Genomic DNA, 17,871 nt, shown 5'->3' with positions numbered 1-17,871 from the left:
TGCCGCACGTTCAATCACAGCACCCGCTCCCCTACCCGCCAACACCGGTCCGCAAACTCGGCCGGGGTGGTGCTCGGCGGGCCGCGCGGGCCTTGAAACTTGCGACCGGTAGATACCTGGCCCCTCTTACGATGTTCGGCGTGGCCAGCGAAAACACGCGTGCAACCGACAAGGACCGCAACGACACCTGTCAGGTGCTCGACGCGGCGCTCGATGACGGCCAGCTGTCGGCCGAGGAGCACCGGCAGCGGGTCAGCTCGGCGACCAAGGCCACCACCTTGCGCCAGCTGCATGCCCTGGTAACGGACTTGCAGATCCGCCCCGCGGCCCCCGGAACGTCCACGTCGGCGTCGATCAACAAACGCCGCGTGGTGCTGGCGCTGGTCGGGCTGGCGGTCGTCGCGGCCGGCATCCAGATCGCCTGGGGGCTGTCCGGCAGCGACTCCCCGTCGGCGCCGCGGACGTCGCAAGCTACGTCGTCACCAAGTGCGGCGATCACCGTTTCGTCAGCGCCGCCGCCGAGCACCCCCGCGGCGCCCCCGCAGTTGCTGACGCTGAGCGGGGTGACCGGCGTGCTGGCGCAGATGCGCACTCAATTCGGCGACACGCTCGGCTACCAACTCAACATCTACGAAGACAAGGTCGTGGTGCTGCGGCCCGACACCGCCAACGCCCACGTCGTCGTGGAGTGGATGCTGCGCGACGGCAGCTGGTCGAACCGCGGACCCAGCACCGCCGCCTTCTCCGGCTCAGGCGTCGGCGACCTCGGCAAATTCGACGTGCAGGCAGTGCTGGGCGTGTTGCACGACGCTCCGCAGACCCTCCAGTTGTACGACGCGCCGCAGACCTTCCTGGCGGTCGAGAGCCGCAAGGACGGCAGCCTGTACATCGACATCCACGTCTCGGACAACACCCGCCGCAGCGGATCGATCGTGGTCTCCGCGGACGGCACGGTCACCGAGATCGACCGGCCACGCCGATAGTTAGCGATCTGCCCGAGGTAAACACTGGGCCGCGACCCGTACGTACTGGCACCGTAGGGGTTCGCGCGGGTGTGGCTGAGTGGCTAGGCAGCGGCCTGCAAAGCCGTACACACGGGTTCGAATCCCGTCACTCGCTCTGCGCGCCCCTGCTGGCGAGCAGACACAAAGTCACCCTGGAACGCCTGCTCCGCGGGGATTTTGTGTCTGCTCGCGGTGGAGACGTCAGCCGCGGTATTCCGCGACCCGGGCCGCGTAGTCGTCGAGCAACCGCAACGACTCGTCACGCGGTTTGGTGGGCAGCAGCAACGCGAGCTGGCCGAAGCCCAAATCCTCTGCCGCGCGCCAGTATTCGAGGTTGTTGGGGGTGCCGAACATCGCCAGCGGAACGTCATGGCCGGCGAGGCCGCGCAACTGTTCGACGCGGCGGGTGACTTCCTCGATCGGGAACGGGTTGGAGATCCAGCCGGCCTGATGCCGCACCACGCGCTTCATCGTGGCGTCGGAGTTGCCGCCGATGTAGATCGGCGGATGAGGCCGGCGCACCGGCTTGGGCCGGATGTAGGACGGCGGGAAGTCCACGTATTTGCCGTGATACTCGGCGGGCTCGTCCGTCCACAGCACCTTGATCGCCTCGATGCGCTCGTCCAGCAGCGCGCCGCGCGTCTTCGGGTCGGTGCCGTGGTCGCGCATCTCCTCGAGATTCCATCCGGCGCCCACACCGAACACGAACCGACCACCCGAGATCAGGTCGATGCTCGCGGCCTCCTTGGCCGTGATGATCGGGTCGCGCTGGATGAGCAACGCGATTCCGGTGAAGAGCTCGATCGTGGTCGTCACGGCCGCGGCCGCCGCCAGCGTGACGAACGGATCGAGGGTGCGGTAGTAGATCTTCGGCAACTCCCCACCGAGCGGATAAGCGGACTCGCGGCTCGTGGGTATGTGGGTGTGCTCGGCGATCACCAGCGATTCGAAACCGCGCTCTTCGATCGCCCGGGCCAGCGACACCGTGTCGATGCTGTCGTCATTGACGAATGTGGAGATCCCGAATTTCATCCGCTGCCCCTGTCGGTCGGCTTCGTATCACCTGACAACGACCTTAGGCTGTGTTCGGCCAGAGAGGAGATTTCGTCGATGACTCGGCAGCCCCGAACATCCGCAGCGTTCTCCGCTGCCGGACGTCTACTCAGCCGACCCGCGATGCGGCCGGTCACCCGGACGTTCAGCAATCTGCACGCGGCGATGTACCGATGGACCCGGGGCAGAGCCCAGAACCCCAGGTACCCGACCATGTTGCTCACCGTGACGGGCCGCAGAACCGGTAAGCCGCAGACGGTTCCGCTGATCTACATCAACGACGCCGAGCGGTTCGTGATCGCGGCCGCCTATGCCGGCAGCGACAATGACCCGGCGTGGTGGCTGAATCTGCAGGCCAATCCGCACGCCGTGGCACAGGTGCACAACGAACGATTCAACGTCGAGGCGGAGCTCGCGCCGGCGGAGCGGCGCCCGGAGTTGTGGCAGCGGCTGGTCGAGATGTATCCGTACTTCACCGAATACCAGCAGCGAACTAGCCGGGAGATCCCTGTGGTGATGCTCCGACGCGTGGGGTAAGTAACTAGCCGTGACTCACCAGCCGGTCCAGCATCCGTGCGGTCCGGTCCAGCGGGTCGGTAGACCGGGCGGCCAGGCACAGAATGACGGCGCCCTCGACGGCGGCCACGATGGTGGTGGCCAACGATTCGGCCTCGTCCATTGCGACCGCCTCGTCGCGCAATCGATCGGCGATGACCTGCTGCCATGAGGTGAACACCTCACCGGCGGCATCGGCGGCCGCCGGCGACTCGCTGCGTCCGAGCGCGGCCGCCACCACCGGGCATCCGGCGGTGTAGTCGCTGGTGCGCAGCGTGTCTTTCCACGACTCGACGAACGCCGCCAGTGCGGCACGGACATCGCCGTCCGGCACCGTGAGTGTCGAGTCGAGGAGCCGGCCCGCCGTTCGGGTCGCCTCGGTCATCAGTTCCGATTTCCCGCCCGGAAAGTTGACATAGACGGACCGGCGGGCGGTGCCGCTGTGCTCGAGCAGTTCGGCAAGACCGGTACCGGCCACCCCGTGCCGGCGCAGCATCTCGATGGCGCTGGCAATCAGGCGCTCACGAGCGGTCATCGTCTCCTCCGTCGGTTCACCAGTTGCAGTATACCGATTGGTCTACTACCGTCTCGGTAGACCAATCGGTATAACACGGAGAGTGCCATGACGAACACGAGCGACACCAAGACGTTGCAGAAGTTCCGCCGGGAACGCGCTGTCGGACGGTACGTGCTCAACCCGGTCGTGAAGGGATTGAGCAAACTCGGTGTGCACACCGCACTGGCCACCGAACTCGAGACCGTGGGGCGCAAGACGGGCCGGCTGCGCCGGGTTCCGGTGTCCGTGCGGTTCGACGACGACGGGGCGTGGCTGATCTGCCAGCACGGCACCCGCTCCGGATGGGGCCGCAACATCGTCGACAACCCCAATGTTCGTGTGCGTCAGGGCAATCGGTGGCGCACCGGGGTGGCAACCTTCAGGCCCGATGACGATGTGGTGGCGCGGGGCCGACAGTTCGGCCGACTGGGAGCCACCGTGGTCAAGGCGCTGGAGACGACGCCGGTGTCGGTGCGTATCGACTTCACCGACGGAGGCGACTAACCGTGCGGAGTCACCAGGAACTTCTCACCGGTCGCCCGCTTGACGTATTCGTTGAACGCATCGGGCGCGAGCATTCCGGCCAGTGACACCTCGCGGGTGTACCTACTGGCAAATGTGGTGGTGAGCTCCGCCGCGACCCGCGCCCGCAGCCGCGCAAAGGTTTCGCCGCCGGCTTTCTGCAGGAACGGGGTGAGCAGCCACCCGCCCACGCCCCAGGACATCCCGAAGTTCCGGGTGAGCACGGTGGGACTGGTGTCCAGAGCGCCGTAGATGTAGACCTGCTTGTGGACGCTCGAGCCATAGCGCGAGTACTGTGCCGCCGTCGCATTGATCGCCTCCTCCATGCCGTTGAGGATCTGACTCACCAGCGTCCCGCCACCGATGGCGTCGAAGGCCAGCGTCGCGGACGTCGCCCTGAGCGCCGCACCCAGGTCGGCCTCGAAAGACTGCGACGATGAGTTGCAGACATATTCGGCCCCAAGCGATCTCAGCAGATCTTCCTGCTCGGGCTTCCGGACGATGTTCACCAGCGGTATCCCGTCCCGCCGGCACAGCTTGACCAGCATCTGACCCAGGTTCGACGCGGCGGCGGTGTGCACCAGCGCCGAATGTCCTTCGCGGCGCATGGTTTCGGTCATTCCCAACGCGGTCATCGGATTGACGAAGGACGACGCCCCGTCTCGCGCGGTGGCGCCCCCGGGCAGGACCAGACATGCCGACGCGGGAACGGCCCGGTATTGCGAATACATCGCGCCGCCGGCGATCGCCACCGTCTTTCCGGCCAGCGCCTGGGCGGCCTCGGACGAGCCGGCCGCCACGACGGTGCCGGCGCCCTCATTGCCCACCGGAAGTGACTGGCCGAGTCGCGCGGCGAGCCCTTTCAACGCGGACTGTCCGATCGGGGCGGTGACGACAGGACGCTCGGGCGTCCCTGCCACGGCCGCCTTGGACATGTCGGCGGTCGCCACCAGCAGCCCAAGGTCTGACGGATTGATCGGCGCGGCTTCCACCCGGACCAGCACCTCGTCAGCGCCGGGCGTCGGCACCGGAACGTCCTGCAGCGAAAGTTCCAGCGTGCCATCCGAACTCACCAGGGAACGCAGTTCGAGCGCGGTGCCGGGCAGATCTGCGGTCATGACGGGTGCCTCATTCCTGTAGTGCGGCGGATGCTCAGACCATCAAATCGTCACCGGGCGGCTGACGACAAGCCGCTGACGACAATAGGAGTCCCATCCAGGCGGATGGAACTCCTATTGGTGTGGTGCTGAAGTCAGTCGACGACGTTTTCCGCGTGGAAAGCGGGGGCGGTGTAGACGGCCTCTGCCTCGCAGAACAGGATCTCGTGTGCCATGGAAACGTCTCCTCTGGTGGTTGTGATTGAAACTGTCGGAGGCGCTTGCCATCCTTCGACATGAAGTCTGCCGATTCTCGGGAAACGAGACATCCCCCGAATAGCCGTGAATCCGGCGGATTGGCTTTTCCACCGTGCGGAGGACAGCGACGTCCCCCGATCAGAGGACACGTGAACGCGATGAGTTCCGATCTGCGGCGGGTAACCTATCAGCACCCACACGAGAGATAGGTGTCGCGTCTTGGCCATTCGGCGACATGACGGTACCTGATGCCGGAGTTGACGGGCGATCGCCACGACATGGCCGGTGACGAGCAGCCGCTGCCACTGACGCGGAGCCAGCTGGACATCTGGCTCGACCAGGAGACCGGGGGATCGGGAATACCCTGGCAGGCCAGCTTTTTCGCGGTCATTGAGGGTGCCGTGGAGCCGAACCTGGTCGAGCGGGCGGTCCATCGCGCGATAAGCGACTGCGAAGCGCTCAGGGCCGCGATTTTCGAGGCGAACGGGCAGGTCTTCCAGAGGCTTGTCGACTACCCGGCTGTCCCGGTCCCGTTCCTCGACGTGAGCGACTCGCAGGACCCGGTCGCGGAAACCTACCGGCTCGCATCCTTGCTGCAGCGCGAGCCGATGTCGTGGGCCGGCCCGCTGTTCCGATTCGCACTGTTCCGCACCGGCCCGAAGCAATCCTTCCTGTTCGTCTGCCTCCACCACATCGTTGTCGATGGTTTCAGTACCGTGCTGCTGGTCAACCGCATTGCCGCCGTCTATTCCGCCCTCGCCGCCGGCTCACCGGTTCCGGAATCCCCCTTCGGCACACTGGGTGAGCTGGTCAGCATCGAATCGGAATATGAAGCATCCGGCGACTATCGGGAAGACCTGGATTTCTGGGAAGGCAACCTTCCGCCGCATCACGACCCGGTGGAATATCGGAGCACCGATGCCGGCGACGGTGACGATTACTACGTCGCCGCGGAGCCGGTTGAAATCGACCCCGCGGTCGTGCACGAAATCGACCAGCTATCAAGGGTGTTGGGCATCAGGCGATCATCGGTCATCGCGGCGGCATGTGGCCTTCTCGTGCACGGCTGGGAGGGCGGCGGACCTCAGGTGGTACTCGATTTTCCGGTAGCCAGGCGCACCAGTGCGACGTTGAAGACGATCCCGGGGATGGTCGCCGGGGTGGTTCCCCTGACGTTGACGACAGCGCCGACGTCGTCCGTTGCCGATCTGTGCCTGCACGCGGACTCGCAGATACGCGGAATCGTGCAGCACCAACGGTTTCCAGTGCAGAACCTCAGCGGACCTAACCGCGGAGTCGCGCTAAACCTCTTTCCGCCGACGAGCGTGCCGCCGTTCGGCGATGCACCGGTTTCGCTGCTGTACACCAACTTCGGTCGCGGGGATCGGTTCGGGCTGTTCTTCATGAACGAAGGACAGCGGCTGCTCGTCAGCACCGCCGGCGCCGGGGCGCCGTCGAAGGGCTTCGTGGGTGCCGCGCTGGCCCACCGCCTGGCCGGGCTGGTGACCCGCATGGCGGCCGATCCGGGGCACCGGCTGTCGTCGATCGATCTGCTGGACCCGCGGGCGGACCGCTCGATCGTGACGTGGAGCAACCGCGCCGTGTTGGCTCGCCCCGTCAACTCCTTTCCATCGATACCGGAATTGTTTGCCGCCCAAGTCAGCAGGGCACCGGAAGCCGTCGCCGTGACCTCCGCGGACGGGGTGTTGACGTATCGGCAACTCGACGCCGCGAGCAACCGGCTGGCGTCGCTACTGGCCGGACGCGGTATCGGGCCCGGCGATGTCGTGGCGTTGCTGCTGCCCCGCGGCCGCCGGGCCATCGTCGCGATCCTCGCAGTCCTCAAAGCGGGAGCTGCCTACCTGCCCGTGGACCCGGAGCACCCGCAGGCCCGCGTCACCCTCCTCTTGGCGGACACCCGGCCGGCGGCCGTGCTGACCACCGCCGAGCTGGGCGACCTGGTGGATCGCTACGACGTGCCGGTCATCGACGTCGACGATCCGGCTATCGCCGCGCAGCCCGATACCGCGCCGCCGGCGCCGGGTGCCGGCGACATCGCTTATCTGCTCTACACTTCCGGCACAACTGGGACGCCCAAAGGTGTGGCGATCACGCATCTCAACATCGCGCAACTCGCGATGGCGCAGACCCCGCTCAATGACCGGGCGGAATCTGCGGTGACCCAGTGCCATTCCTACGCGTTCGATTTCTCGGTGTGGGAAATCTGGAGCACGCTGCTGCACGGTGGGCGACTGGTGGTGGTGAGCGAGGATGTCACCCGCTCCCCCAACGACTTTCACGCGCTGCTGGTGGCAGAACACGTGACAGTCCTGACCCAGACGCCATCGGCGGTTGCGGCGTTGCCGACCTTGACCGGCACGGCACTGGTTGTCGGCGGTGAAGCCTGCACCGCGGAGGTGGTGGACCGCTGGGCCCCCGGTCGGGTGATGGTGAACGCCTACGGCCCAACCGAATCCACCGTCTGCGTGTCCATCAGCGCACCATTGACCGCCGGTTCCGGAGTGGCGCCCATCGGACGACCGTTGCCGTCGACGGCACTGTTCGTGTTGGACCGGTGGTTGCGGCAGGTGCCGGTGGGCGTCGTCGGAGAACTGTACATCGCGGGAAGCCAAGTGGGCGTCGGGTATTGGCGCCGGCCGGGATTGACGGCGGCGCGCTTTGTGGCGTGCCCGTTCACCGGGGCCGCAGCGTCGGGAGGTCGTATGTACCGCACCGGCGACCTGGCCTGCTGGGGACCCGACGGGCAGCTGCAGTACCAGGGCCGCTGCGATGACCAGGTGAAGATTCGCGGCTACCGCATCGAGCCGGTCGAGATCACCGCGGCGCTGGTCCGGTCGACGGGGGTGGAGCACGCGGTCGTCATCGCCCGGGAAGACAGTCCCGGCGTCAAACGCCTGGTGGCATATATCACCGGCGAGGCCGACCCCGACGCGGTCCGCGCCGGGCTCCGGGACCGCCTGCCCGACTACATGCTGCCGTCGGCCGTGGTGGCGCTGCCCCGGTTGCCGCTGACCGTCAACGGCAAACTCGATGTCGCGGCACTGCCCGTGCCCGACTACACCACCATCGGGTATCGGCCCCCGGCCACACCGGTGGAGGAAATCGTGGCCGGAATCTTCGCCCGCGTCCTCGGCCTGCAGCGCGTCGGCACGGACCAGTCGTTCTTCGACCTGGGCGGCGATTCGCTGCTGGCGATGCGCGTCGTCGCGGCGGTCAACACCGCCCTGGCCGCGGACCTGTCGGTGCGGGTGTTGTTCGACGCCCCGACCGTCGCTGAGCTGGCGCCGCACATCCACACCGGCACCGCTCCGTCCATAGCGCTTGCACAGGTCGAGCGCCCCGAGACCGTCCCCTTATCCCTTGCCCAACAACGCATGTGGAGTGTCATCCAAGTGCAGGGGCCGTCGGCGGTGTTCAACATCCCGTGGGTGTTCGAGTTGCGGGGGCAGCTCGACACGCAGGCGCTGGCACTGGCTTTGGCCGACCTGGTGCATCGCCACGAGCCGTTGCGCACCATCTACCCCGCCGTCGACGGTGTACCGCACCAGGTGGTCCTGCCGGCCGGCGAGGCCGAATTGCGCTGCGAGGTCATCGATGCCACCGGATGGACGCCGGAGAAGATCCGCGAAGCCGTTGCCTCCCAAGCCCGCCGCAATTTCGACGTCGCTGCCGAGCTCCCCGTGTCGGCCCGGCTTTACCGCCGGGCCGACGACGAGCACGTACTGGCTCTTGTGCTGCACCACATCGCGGTTGACGGCTGGTCACTGGCCCCGTTGGCCGCCGACCTCAGCGCGGCCTACCGCAGTCGAAGCGCCGGGCAGGCCCCGGTCTGGGCGCCGCTGCCGATCCAGTACATCGACTACGCGCTGTGGCAACGCGCATACCTGGGCGACCCGGCGGATGCCGACAGCATGATCGACGCCGAACTCCGTTACTGGGAGCGAACTCTCGCGAACATGCCCGCGCCTTCCCGGTTTTCTCTTGTTGAAGCCGGGTCCACTTCGTACGGCAACCAGGGCGATACGGCGGCCGTGCAATGGCCCACGGCGCTGCATCGCCAGATCAACGAGCTGGCGCGTGAGCACCATGCCACCAGCTTCATGGTCGTTCAAGCGGGCTTGACCGTGCTGCTCTCTCGACTGTCCGCGAGCGACGACGTTGTGGTGGGCATCGCGGTCGCCGGGCGCCGCCACCCGATGCTGGACGACCTGGTCGGCATCTTCGTCAACACCGTGTTGCTGCGCATCGAGTTGACCGACGACCCGGACTTCGCGGATGCGCTGGAACAGGTGCGGACGCGCAGCCTGCAGGCATTCGATCACCAGGACATGCCTTACGGGATTCTCGTCGACCGGATCAACGCCGCCCGTTCGTTCCCGCCGGGGCCGTTGACACAGGTCATGCTGGCGTGGCAGAACAACAAGCCCGCCGAGTTGACGCTCGGCGATCTCGATATCACGCCGATCCCGGTGCACACCGGGACCGCGCGGATGAACTTCCTGTTGTCGCTGGCGGAACACTTCACGGATACCGGTGAAGCCGCCGGAATCAGCGGCGTCGTTGAATATCGGACCTCGGTGTTCACACCCGACGCCGTAGAAACCATCGTCGGGCGCTTGCAAAAGCTGTTGACGCTGGTGACCGACGACCCGCGGCGGCCGCTGCCGTCAATCGCCGAACTCGACCGGCTGCCGTGAGCGCAGGCGGTCAGTTCGGCGGCGCGGCTCCCTCGGGCGGAATCGCGCCGCCGCAGCCACCGGGCGGCGGCGGACCGGGCATCGGCTCGTCGCCACTGACGCAGTCGTAGTAGAACTGCGGACCGACCATCCAGGTCTTCATCCACTGATGCCAGTACGACCCGTCCGGGTACCTGTCGCCGTCGCATACCGCCAAGTTGCCCCAACCCCACCGCCCGCCGGGACAGAAGCCTTTTGTCATGTCGGGCTGGTGCGGGTCGGGTGGGTCAGCGCTGGCAACCGCCGTAGGAAAGGCAAGTGCCGCAGCACAACCCAATATCGCGGCGCCGCAGCGAACAAGCTTGAATGTCATTTCGACTCCCTCGAGTGAATCGGCACAGCAATTCCGTCTATTCCATCGTTTACGACGCGCGGTTCGTTAGTTTATGACGCCGCGGAACGCAGATGTCAACCTCGTTTAGGGGGCCGAAATGCTCTTTCGTGAGTGCAGCCGGCGCAGCACCGACTGTCGCCTCAGGTCTTGTCGGACCACCGGAAAACGGCCAGACAGGCGATCAGCCCGCCGATGCTCCACGCCGTCAGGACGAAGAATGTGTGCCAGTGCTCCCAGCTGCCGGCCGGTTCGAAGATCACCATATTCGGCGGCAACAGCACCGATCGGAATCCCTGAGCCATCCATTTCACCGGGAAGACGGAGCCGATGGTCAACATCCATGCCGGCAACACCATCAACGGAACATAGGTTCCGGAAAGGAATTGCAAACCCACCGCCGGGCCATTGGTGAGCACGGCCGCCGAAACCGCATTGCTGGCAAAGTTGCTGATGAAGATGCCCAGCAACGAGCAACTGACGATGCCCAGGACAAACACCCAGGTCAGCGTGAACCACCCGAATACCGATGTGGGTAGCCGCAGTTTGAAGATCAAGACTCCCACCGACAGCAGCACCACCGCCTCGGCGAGGCTGGCGATGGCGACCAGCAGAATTTTCCCGATGAAGTACGAGGACGCGGTCGTGGGCGTCCCCCGCAGTCGCCGCAAGGCGCCGGTGTCACGATCGGCGGCGATGCTGATACCGAGGTTGATGAACGATGTCGAGAGGATGCCGTAGGCGAGCATGCTCGCCGCGATCACCGCGCCGGTGCTGGTATCGCTGTCGGGCAGTTTTGCGGAGAAGATCGAACCCAGCAGGATGCAGATGACCGCCGGCATCGAAAACGTCAGCGCCACCTGCTCGGGCCGCCGGTAGAACATCTTCAATTCAGGGATGACCCGCGACAGCCCGATGCGCAGCGGAGACGGGAGCGTTGAATCCGGGCCAGCCGCGCGGTGTTTCGTCGGCCGGGTACTTCTCGTGTGGTCGATGGCCATCACGCGTGGCCGATCAGTTGCAGGTAGGCGTCTTCGAGCGTGGGTCGGGTAACGGTCAGCTGGGTCAATTCCGCCCCATCCCTGGACCGCTGCCGGATCAAGTCCGTCGGATGATCTGTCTGCTCCACGTGGACCCGGTCACCCTCCATCCACCGAACCGTTGCAGCGGAGTTCACATACCCGGTCAATTTAGCCGGTGAGTCGAGCGCGACCACTCTGCCGTCGGCGATGACGGCCACCCGGTCGGCCAGGGTGGCGGCTTCCTCGAGGTAGTGGGTGGTGAGCAGGATCGTCGTGCCGTCGGCGGCCAACAGCCTGATGAGATCCCAGAACTGTCGTCTGGCTTCCGGGTCGAATCCGGTCGTCGGTTCGTCCAGGAACAGCACCTTGGGCATGGCGATGATGCCGAGTGCGACGTCGAGCCGGCGGCGCTGCCCGCCGGACAGGGTCCGCACCTTTGAAGCCGACACCGATCCCAGCCCGACGAGTTCGAGCACCTCCTGCGGAACACGGGCCGTCCCATAGCATTTCGCGAACATCTGCATGGTCTCGGACACGGTGAGCATCCCGAAGTCGCTGGCCTCCTGCAGCACGATGCCGATCTTCGCGCGCCACGACCTGCCCGCGCTGCCCGGATCTTCGCCCAGTACGCGGACCTTGCCGGAATCGCGTTTACGGTGACCTTCGAGGATCTCGATGGTGGTCGACTTGCCCGCGCCGTTGGGCCCGAGGATTGCGAAGATCTCGCCGTATCCGACGTCGAGGTCCAGGTCCCGGACCGCGTGGATCTGCCCGTAGGCCTTGGACAGACCGCGGACGTGCACCGCACAGGCGGGCTCGCACGGTGCAGCGCTCACGCGGGTCCCCCGGTGGGCTCCTGCCCGGTGGGTTGGCCTTCGAGCTCGGCCAGCAGCTGGCGCAGCTCGGCCTCGGAAAGCTGTTCGAGAAGATGGTCGACATCTTCCCCGGCTGCGGCTGGTTCCGCTGGTCGGTCGTCGACCACGTCCGCCTCGGCACCGGGTAGCGCCAGCTCGGCGAGGATGCGAGCGGCCAGTGAGTTGACGCTGACGCCTCTGAGCAGTTCGAGCACCGGCAGGTCGATCGCGAACATGGAGTTCACCCGCACCCGGAAATCCATGGCCATCATCGAGTCCAGGCCGATGTCGTTGAGGGTGTCGTCGGCGCCGATGTCGGTGACCGCGAGATCGAATACCGCCGAGGCGATCTGGCGGACCTGGGCGGCCAGCGCGTCGAGTCGGTCGGCTTCCGGAATCGCCGCGAGGAACTCGAGTACGGAGGATTCTGAATCGCCGGGGTCCGTCGCGGTCTCGGCCGTGCCGAGTTCCGAGAACATCGGCGGCAGTTGGCCGCCGAGCCCGATGCTGCGGGCCCGCCTCCAGTCGGCGCTGATGGCGACGACGTTGGGCGTGCGCTGATTGATCAGGCGATCCAGGATCCGGGCTCCCGCCGCGGGTGTGATGAGCTCGATTCCCCGCTGTGCGTAAACCATTTCCAGCTTGAGCTCTTCGACCATGCCTACCGACCAGGGACCCCACCCGATGGTGAGCGCGGGCAGCCCCCGGGCCTGCCGGTAGTGCGCGAAGGCGTCGAGGAACGCGTTCGCGGCGGCGTAGTTGCCCTGCCCCGGCGAGGCGATGACCGACCCCGCGGAGCCGAACATGACGAAAAACTCCAGATCGTGAAATACCTTGTGCAGCACTCGGGTGCCGGTGATCTTCGGAGCCAGCACGGTGGTGAAATCGGTTTCACTCATGTTCACCAGGAGCTGGTCGTCGACGGATCCGGCGGCGTGGATGATGCCGCGGACCGGTCGGCCCCCGGCCCGGATGTGGTCACTCAGCCAGGACTGCACCTGGTCGGCGTCGGTGATGTCGACGCTGGCGGTGATCACTTGGGCGCCATGGCGTTCCACCTTGCGGATGGTGCTGATGGTCGCGTAATGCGCGCTGTCCTCGGCCAGCATCGGCCAGTGCTCCCGCGGCGGGATTGGGCTTCGGCTCAGCAACGCGATGTGTCGCGCTCCGCGTTCGGCGAGATAGCCGGCCACGGTGCGGCCGAGCGCACCGGCACCGCCGGTGACGACGTAGGTCGCGTCGCTGGTGAGCTTGGTGGGGAATGGCTTCGTCAGGCCGGTGCACAGCCGAAGCCGCGGTACATAGGTGGTGTCGCCGCGTATCGCGATCTGGTCCTCGGTTGCCTCGCCGAGTACGTGCCCGCAGATCCGGGCGGCCTGCTGATCGTGGTCGTCGGCGTCATCGATGTCGATCAGCCCGCCCCAGTGATTGGCGACTTCCTGGTGCCCGATGACCCGGCCGAGCCCCCAGAGCGGGGCCTGGTCGACGGCCAGTGTTGTGGTACCCGGCACCGGTTGCGCGTTAGCGGTGATCAGGTACAGGCGGGTTTGGGCGGAGTCGTGCTCCGCCAGGGCCTTGCCGAGGTGCAGGACCGCGAGAACGCCGATCCCGTAGTCTTTTTCGGACTCCTCGGCGATATCCAGCGGCCAGCAGTCGATCACCCCGGCGAGATCACCTTCTCGGTCCAGATGGGTGGTGAGCAACTGGCGTAGCTGGTCGGGCCGACGAGGATCGGCGGCATACCCTTCGTCGTCTTCCGTCAGCGCGGCGACGGGTCGGTGTGCGACTGCCCGGACACGTTGGCCGCGGCGTCGCAACTCCTCCACAACCGCGGTGCCGACGCCGGAATCGTCGACCAGGACCAGCCAGGCGCGATCCTCGGCTGCGTCCTGCTGATGATCTTCTTCGCTTGCCACCCAGGCGATTTCGTAGAGGCCCTTGTCGATCCGTTCGGGCGACATGCGGGACGAGGCACTCAGGGATTCCACCGTGAAGCCGGTGAAGACCGCGAGCAACTCTCCGAGGTCGTCGGTGATCGTGATGTCACTCTCGATCTGTTCCCTGGTCGCCGATACGACGCGTACGTGAGCGGTCATGTTCTGCCGGGGCGGACCGTAGATGGCGCTGTGCCGGATCCGGGTGGGAAGGTAAGGACTCTCGTCGGAGTCCTGTCCGGCGATGTCGGCGCCGAACAATGTCTGGAAGGCACCGTCGATGAGCGCCGGGTGAAATCGGTAGTCATCGAGTTCGCCGGCGATCGGTGCTGGAACGGCGATCTGAGCGGCCGCCCAGCCGTCCCCGGAGGTGAGCTTGGCGACGGTCTGAAACGCCTCGCCGTAGGCGAACCCGATGGCACGGGTGCGGTCGTAGAATTCGTCGCCGCTCAGCGTGGTGACGAGTTCGCCGTCGTGGTGGGTGTCGGGGGCGTCGGGCCGGGACGACCTGGACCGGGTGCTCAGTTCGGCGGTCGCGGTGATCGTCCACTTCAGCTCGCCGTCGGCGGTTGCGGTGAACGCGGCGAATTCCAGGGCGCCGGTGTCCTGGTTGAGCGTGGTCCGGAGCACCGGGTCGCACGTCTCGTCGAGGATGAGGGCGCGTTTGAGCACCAGGTTGTCGACCCGGTGGTCGGTGGATCCGTAGGTTTCTCTGCCTGCCGCCAGCGCCATTTCGATGAACACCGCGCCCGGCACAATCGTGCTGCCCTGCACCTGATGGTCGGCGAGGAAGGGCGCGATGGTGGTGCTCAACTCGACTTCCCAGGTGGGGTGCACGGCGCTCACCGGTTGCCCCAGCAGGGGGTGAACCGGGTTGTAGTGCAGATCCTCCACCGCTTCCTGGGTTTCGTTCCAGAAGCGCTTGGACTGCCACGGGTAGTTGGGCAGCTTCACCAGGCGGGACCGGTCGCGCGGGTACAGCGCATCCCATGCGATGGGGTGGCCGTGACAGTGCAGCGCGCCAACGCAATTCATCAATGTGCGCGAATCGTCGTCGTCGCGGCGCTGCGCGGCCATGACGACGATGTCGGTGTTCTGGCTGCCGGCGATCTCGATGATCGACGACGCCAGCACCGGATGCGGACCCAGCTCGACGAAGTGGGTGTATCCGTCTTCGAGCATGCGGCGGGCCGCCGGTTCGAAAAGGACGGTGGCGCGGGTGTTCTGCCACCAGTAGGCGGCGCCCGCCGCATAGCTGTCCAACAGTTCGCCGGTCACCGTCGAGTACAGCGGGACCGTCCCCAGGTCCGAGGACAACCCCTGCAGGGCGCTACAGAGGTCGTCTTTCACCGCGTCCATGTAGTGGGTGTGGTACGGGACCTTGACGTTGAGGAACCTGTTGAAGACTTCGGCATCCTCCAGCTGGCCGGCGATGTCGTCCAGGACGTCGCTGTCGCCGGCGATGGTCACCGCTGACGGACTGTTGATCGCTGCGATGGACACCCGCCGCCCGATCTCATCGCGCGCTTTGTCGTCGAGCGTCTGCAGCAGCAGGTCGGCGCCGAGGCCGACCGCCAGCATGCGGCCGAGTCCGCTGGTGCGTTGTTGGAGACGACTGCGGTGGTAGATCACCTCGATGGCCCGCTCGAAGGTCAACAGTCCGGCCAGGTGGTGCGCCGCCACTTCGCCGGCGCTGTGTCCGATCACCGCGTCTGGTGTGATCCCCCACTGTGCGAGCTGAGCGGCCAGGGCTACCTGGACGGCGAAGTTGGCCGGCTGCGCGATCGCGGTTTCGGCCATCCGGGAGCTCGCCTCGTCGCGGCGAAGTTCCTCGAGCAAAGACCAGTCCGCGTAGCGCGACAGTTCGCGGTCGCTGCGCACGATGCTCTCGGTGAAGGCGGGATAGACGTCGAGCAGTCCCCGGCACATCTTCCACCACTGCGGACCCATGCCGGTGCAGACGAAAGCCAGTTTCGGTGTGGTCGGCTGGGTGCGGTTCGCGGCGATCTGTCCCCCGTCGGCCAGCGCCTGAAGTTGGTCCCGGGCGTCGGCGACGCTGCTCGCCACCAGCGCACGGCGATAGTTCAGATGCGAGCGGCGTTGGCCGAGGGTGTAACCGAGATCCGGCAGCGTCAACTCGGGATGGGCGCGCAGGTGCCGGGCCAGATTGTCCGCGGTCGCCAGCAACGCTTCTTCGTTGCGCGCCGAGATGGGCAGCACGGCCAGCGGTAGGTGCTGAGCTTGGTCGGGCGCCACGCTTGGAGCAGGCGGTTGCGCCAGCACGACGTGAGCGTTCGTGCCGCCGAAGCCGAAGGAGTTGACCCCCGCCAGCCGCCGCGGGCTCGCGGGAAACTCACGGCCGCTGCGGGGGATGTCGATCTTCAGCTCTGCCAACGGGATTGACCCACTGGGATTCTTCAGATGCAGGTTCGCCGGGATGTGCCCGTATTTGAGCACCAGCGCCGTCTTGATCAGACCGGCGACGCCGGCGCCGGCTTCGAGGTGGCCGATGTTGGTCTTGACCGATCCGATCAGCAGTGGCTCGGTCGCCGGACGGTCCGCGGCGAGCGCGTTGGCGAGCGCCCGCATCTCGACCGGGTCACCGACCGGGGTTCCGGTGCCGTGCGCCTCCACGTATCCGATCTCGGCGGGACGGACCCCAGCGCGCTGCAGCGCGGTGGTGATCGCCGCCTGTTGCGCCTCTTCGCTGGGGACGGTGATGCCGTCGGTGTGGCCGTCCTGCGAGACCGCTGTGCCGAGGATCTGTGCGTATATCTCGTCGCCGTCGCGCAGTGCCTGCTCGAGGGGTTTGATGACGACGACGGCGCCGCCTTCTCCGCGTGCGTAACCGTCAGCGGACTCGTCGAACGCCTTGCAGCGGCCGTCGGGACTGAGGAACCCGCTCTTGGACTCGGCGATAGCCGTGTTGGGGCCGACCATGATGTTCACGCCGCCGGCCAGCGCGAGGTCGCACTCGCCGTTCCAGATGCTTTGAGCCGCAAGGTGTACCGCGACGAGTGAGCTCGAACAGGCGGTGTCCACCGTCATGCTCGGCCCGCGGAAGTCGAAGGTGTAGGAGATCCGGTTGGCCAGCATCGTCATCATCATCCCGGTGGCGGAATGGGTCTTGAAACGGTAGCGACTGGTGCGGCCCTGATTCTGCAGCAGCTGGTAGTCCAGGGTGAAGCCGCCGATGAACACACCGACGTCCGTACCCGCCAACTTGTCGGCGGGCAGGCCGCCGTCCTCCAGCGCCTCCCAGGTGGCCTGCAGCATCAGTCGCTGCTGCGGGTCGAGCAGGTTCGCCTCGCGTGGCGAGATGCCGAAGAACTGTGGGTCGAACTTGTCGATCTCGCTGAGGAACCCACCCCGGCGGGTGACCATTTTGCCGACCTTCGCCGGGTTCGGGTCGTAATACTTCGCGGCGTTCCATCGCGTCTCCGGGACGACGCGCGTGGCATCCGTTCCGCTGCACAGCAAGTTCCAGAAATCGTCCGGGCTGTCTGCGCCACCTGGGAAGCGGCACCCGATTCCTACTATCGCCAAGGGTTTTCGAATGCCGTGCTCGGCGCGCATGTTCATCCTTTCCCGCTGACGAGAAGTTCGCGAGTACCGCTGAACCGCTGCCAGGAGCTTGTTCGGTGATTCAGCGGCAGTGTGCGGCGCGACCGCGTGATGCGTGAATCTTCGTCGGGGCTAACTGAATTCGAATGCAGGTGCGCCGCTGACGATCCACTCGTGGCTGATCGGATTGGTGGCCTGCTCGCGGCGGTAGATGGAGCGGAGTTCGCGCAACAGCGAATCTCGTTGCCACGCCTGGACCTGCCGCATGACATCGTCATCGGAAAACCGGCTCTTCGCAATTGAGGGTGTAGGGCGGTCAGCTGTTTTCGACTGGTGATCGGGGGGTCTGGTTGGCTGGGGGTGT

Annotated in this window: 12 protein-coding genes and 1 tRNA gene; 5 read left to right on the top strand and 8 right to left on the bottom strand. The window is 66.2% G+C overall.

The annotated features are described in order from the left end of the window. Positions 1-140 precede the first annotated feature (140 nt). Both AO501_RS28680 and AO501_RS28675 read left to right on the top strand, forming a co-directional pair. Complete coding sequence (locus AO501_RS28680) at positions 141-983, top strand: DUF1707 SHOCT-like domain-containing protein (protein WP_063892951.1); 843 nt, start codon at positions 141-143, stop codon at positions 981-983. 65 nt (positions 984-1,048) lie between these two features. Continuing rightward, a tRNA-Cys gene (locus AO501_RS28675) sits at positions 1,049-1,119 on the top strand. A gap of 86 nt (positions 1,120-1,205) precedes the next feature. Here the strand turns inward: AO501_RS28675 and AO501_RS28670 are convergent. Continuing rightward, positions 1,206-2,036 (bottom strand): LLM class F420-dependent oxidoreductase, encoded by an 831-nt coding sequence (locus AO501_RS28670; RefSeq protein WP_055580962.1) that lies wholly within the window; start codon positions 2,034-2,036, stop codon positions 1,206-1,208. Positions 2,037-2,114: 78 nt separating this feature from the next. On the opposite strand from AO501_RS28670, the gene AO501_RS28665 reads away from it, so the two are divergent. Then, positions 2,115-2,594 (top strand): nitroreductase/quinone reductase family protein, encoded by a 480-nt coding sequence (locus AO501_RS28665; RefSeq protein ID WP_082658900.1) that lies wholly within the window; start codon positions 2,115-2,117, stop codon positions 2,592-2,594. A gap of 4 nt (positions 2,595-2,598) precedes the next feature. On the opposite strand, the gene AO501_RS28660 is transcribed toward AO501_RS28665, so the two are convergent. Further along, positions 2,599-3,147 (bottom strand): TetR/AcrR family transcriptional regulator, encoded by a 549-nt coding sequence (locus AO501_RS28660; protein WP_055580960.1) that lies wholly within the window; start codon positions 3,145-3,147, stop codon positions 2,599-2,601. A gap of 87 nt (positions 3,148-3,234) precedes the next feature. On the opposite strand from AO501_RS28660, the gene AO501_RS28655 reads away from it, so the two are divergent. Further along, complete coding sequence (locus AO501_RS28655) at positions 3,235-3,672, top strand: nitroreductase/quinone reductase family protein (RefSeq protein ID WP_055580959.1); 438 nt, start codon at positions 3,235-3,237, stop codon at positions 3,670-3,672. Here AO501_RS28655 and AO501_RS28650 read toward each other — a convergent pair. After that, complete coding sequence (locus AO501_RS28650; protein ID WP_055580958.1) at positions 3,669-4,808, bottom strand: zinc-binding dehydrogenase; 1,140 nt, start codon at positions 4,806-4,808, stop codon at positions 3,669-3,671. The two genes, AO501_RS28655 and AO501_RS28650, sit on opposite strands and share 4 nt — an antisense overlap. Before the next feature lie 485 nt (positions 4,809-5,293). Between AO501_RS28650 and AO501_RS28645 the strand changes: the two genes are divergently transcribed. After that, positions 5,294-9,763 (top strand): non-ribosomal peptide synthetase, encoded by a 4,470-nt coding sequence (locus AO501_RS28645; RefSeq protein WP_055580957.1) that lies wholly within the window; start codon positions 5,294-5,296, stop codon positions 9,761-9,763. Between the two features lie 10 nt (positions 9,764-9,773). On the opposite strand, the gene AO501_RS28640 is transcribed toward AO501_RS28645, so the two are convergent. From AO501_RS28640 to AO501_RS39750, 5 genes are all read right to left on the bottom strand, one after another. After that, complete coding sequence (locus AO501_RS28640; RefSeq protein WP_055580956.1) at positions 9,774-10,115, bottom strand: hypothetical protein; 342 nt, start codon at positions 10,113-10,115, stop codon at positions 9,774-9,776. 161 nt (positions 10,116-10,276) lie between these two features. Then, on the bottom strand, positions 10,277-11,017 hold the full coding sequence (locus AO501_RS28635; RefSeq protein ID WP_231752653.1) for an ABC transporter permease: 741 nt from the start codon (positions 11,015-11,017) through the stop codon (positions 10,277-10,279). A 116-nt stretch (positions 11,018-11,133) separates the two neighbouring features. After that, positions 11,134-11,991 carry an ABC transporter ATP-binding protein gene (locus AO501_RS28630; protein ID WP_156452839.1) on the bottom strand — a complete coding sequence of 286 codons (858 nt, stop codon included), beginning with the start codon at positions 11,989-11,991 and terminating at the stop codon, positions 11,134-11,136. Then, complete coding sequence (locus AO501_RS28625) at positions 11,988-17,519, bottom strand: type I polyketide synthase (protein WP_156452838.1); 5,532 nt, start codon at positions 17,517-17,519, stop codon at positions 11,988-11,990. The genes AO501_RS28630 and AO501_RS28625 overlap by 4 nt, the downstream gene beginning before the upstream one ends. Before the next feature lie 120 nt (positions 17,520-17,639). Further along, positions 17,640-17,871 (bottom strand): hypothetical protein (locus AO501_RS39750; RefSeq protein WP_156452837.1); only part of this gene is annotated, 232 nt, incomplete at its 5' end.

Source organism: Mycobacterium gordonae (assembly GCF_001417955.2).
Lineage (GTDB): Bacteria > Actinomycetota > Actinomycetes > Mycobacteriales > Mycobacteriaceae > Mycobacterium > Mycobacterium gordonae_B.
This window is presented reverse-complemented; position numbering and strand designations above follow the sequence as displayed.

Coding starts and splice junctions, on each gene's coding strand:
- AO501_RS28670 (WP_055580962.1), bottom strand. CDS start 2,036: ATGAAATTCGGGATCTCCACATTCGTCAATGACGACAGCATCGACACG.
- AO501_RS28665 (WP_082658900.1), top strand. CDS start 2,115: ATGACTCGGCAGCCCCGAACATCCGCAGCGTTCTCCGCTGCCGGACGT.
- AO501_RS28660 (WP_055580960.1), bottom strand. CDS start 3,147: ATGACCGCTCGTGAGCGCCTGATTGCCAGCGCCATCGAGATGCTGCGC.
- AO501_RS28655 (WP_055580959.1), top strand. CDS start 3,235: ATGACGAACACGAGCGACACCAAGACGTTGCAGAAGTTCCGCCGGGAA.
- AO501_RS28650 (WP_055580958.1), bottom strand. CDS start 4,808: ATGACCGCAGATCTGCCCGGCACCGCGCTCGAACTGCGTTCCCTGGTG.
- AO501_RS28645 (WP_055580957.1), top strand. CDS start 5,294: ATGCCGGAGTTGACGGGCGATCGCCACGACATGGCCGGTGACGAGCAG.
- AO501_RS28640 (WP_055580956.1), bottom strand. CDS start 10,115: ATGACATTCAAGCTTGTTCGCTGCGGCGCCGCGATATTGGGTTGTGCT.
- AO501_RS28635 (WP_231752653.1), bottom strand. CDS start 11,017: ATGTTCTACCGGCGGCCCGAGCAGGTGGCGCTGACGTTTTCGATGCCG.
- AO501_RS28625 (WP_156452838.1), bottom strand. CDS start 17,519: ATGCGCGCCGAGCACGGCATTCGAAAACCCTTGGCGATAGTAGGAATC.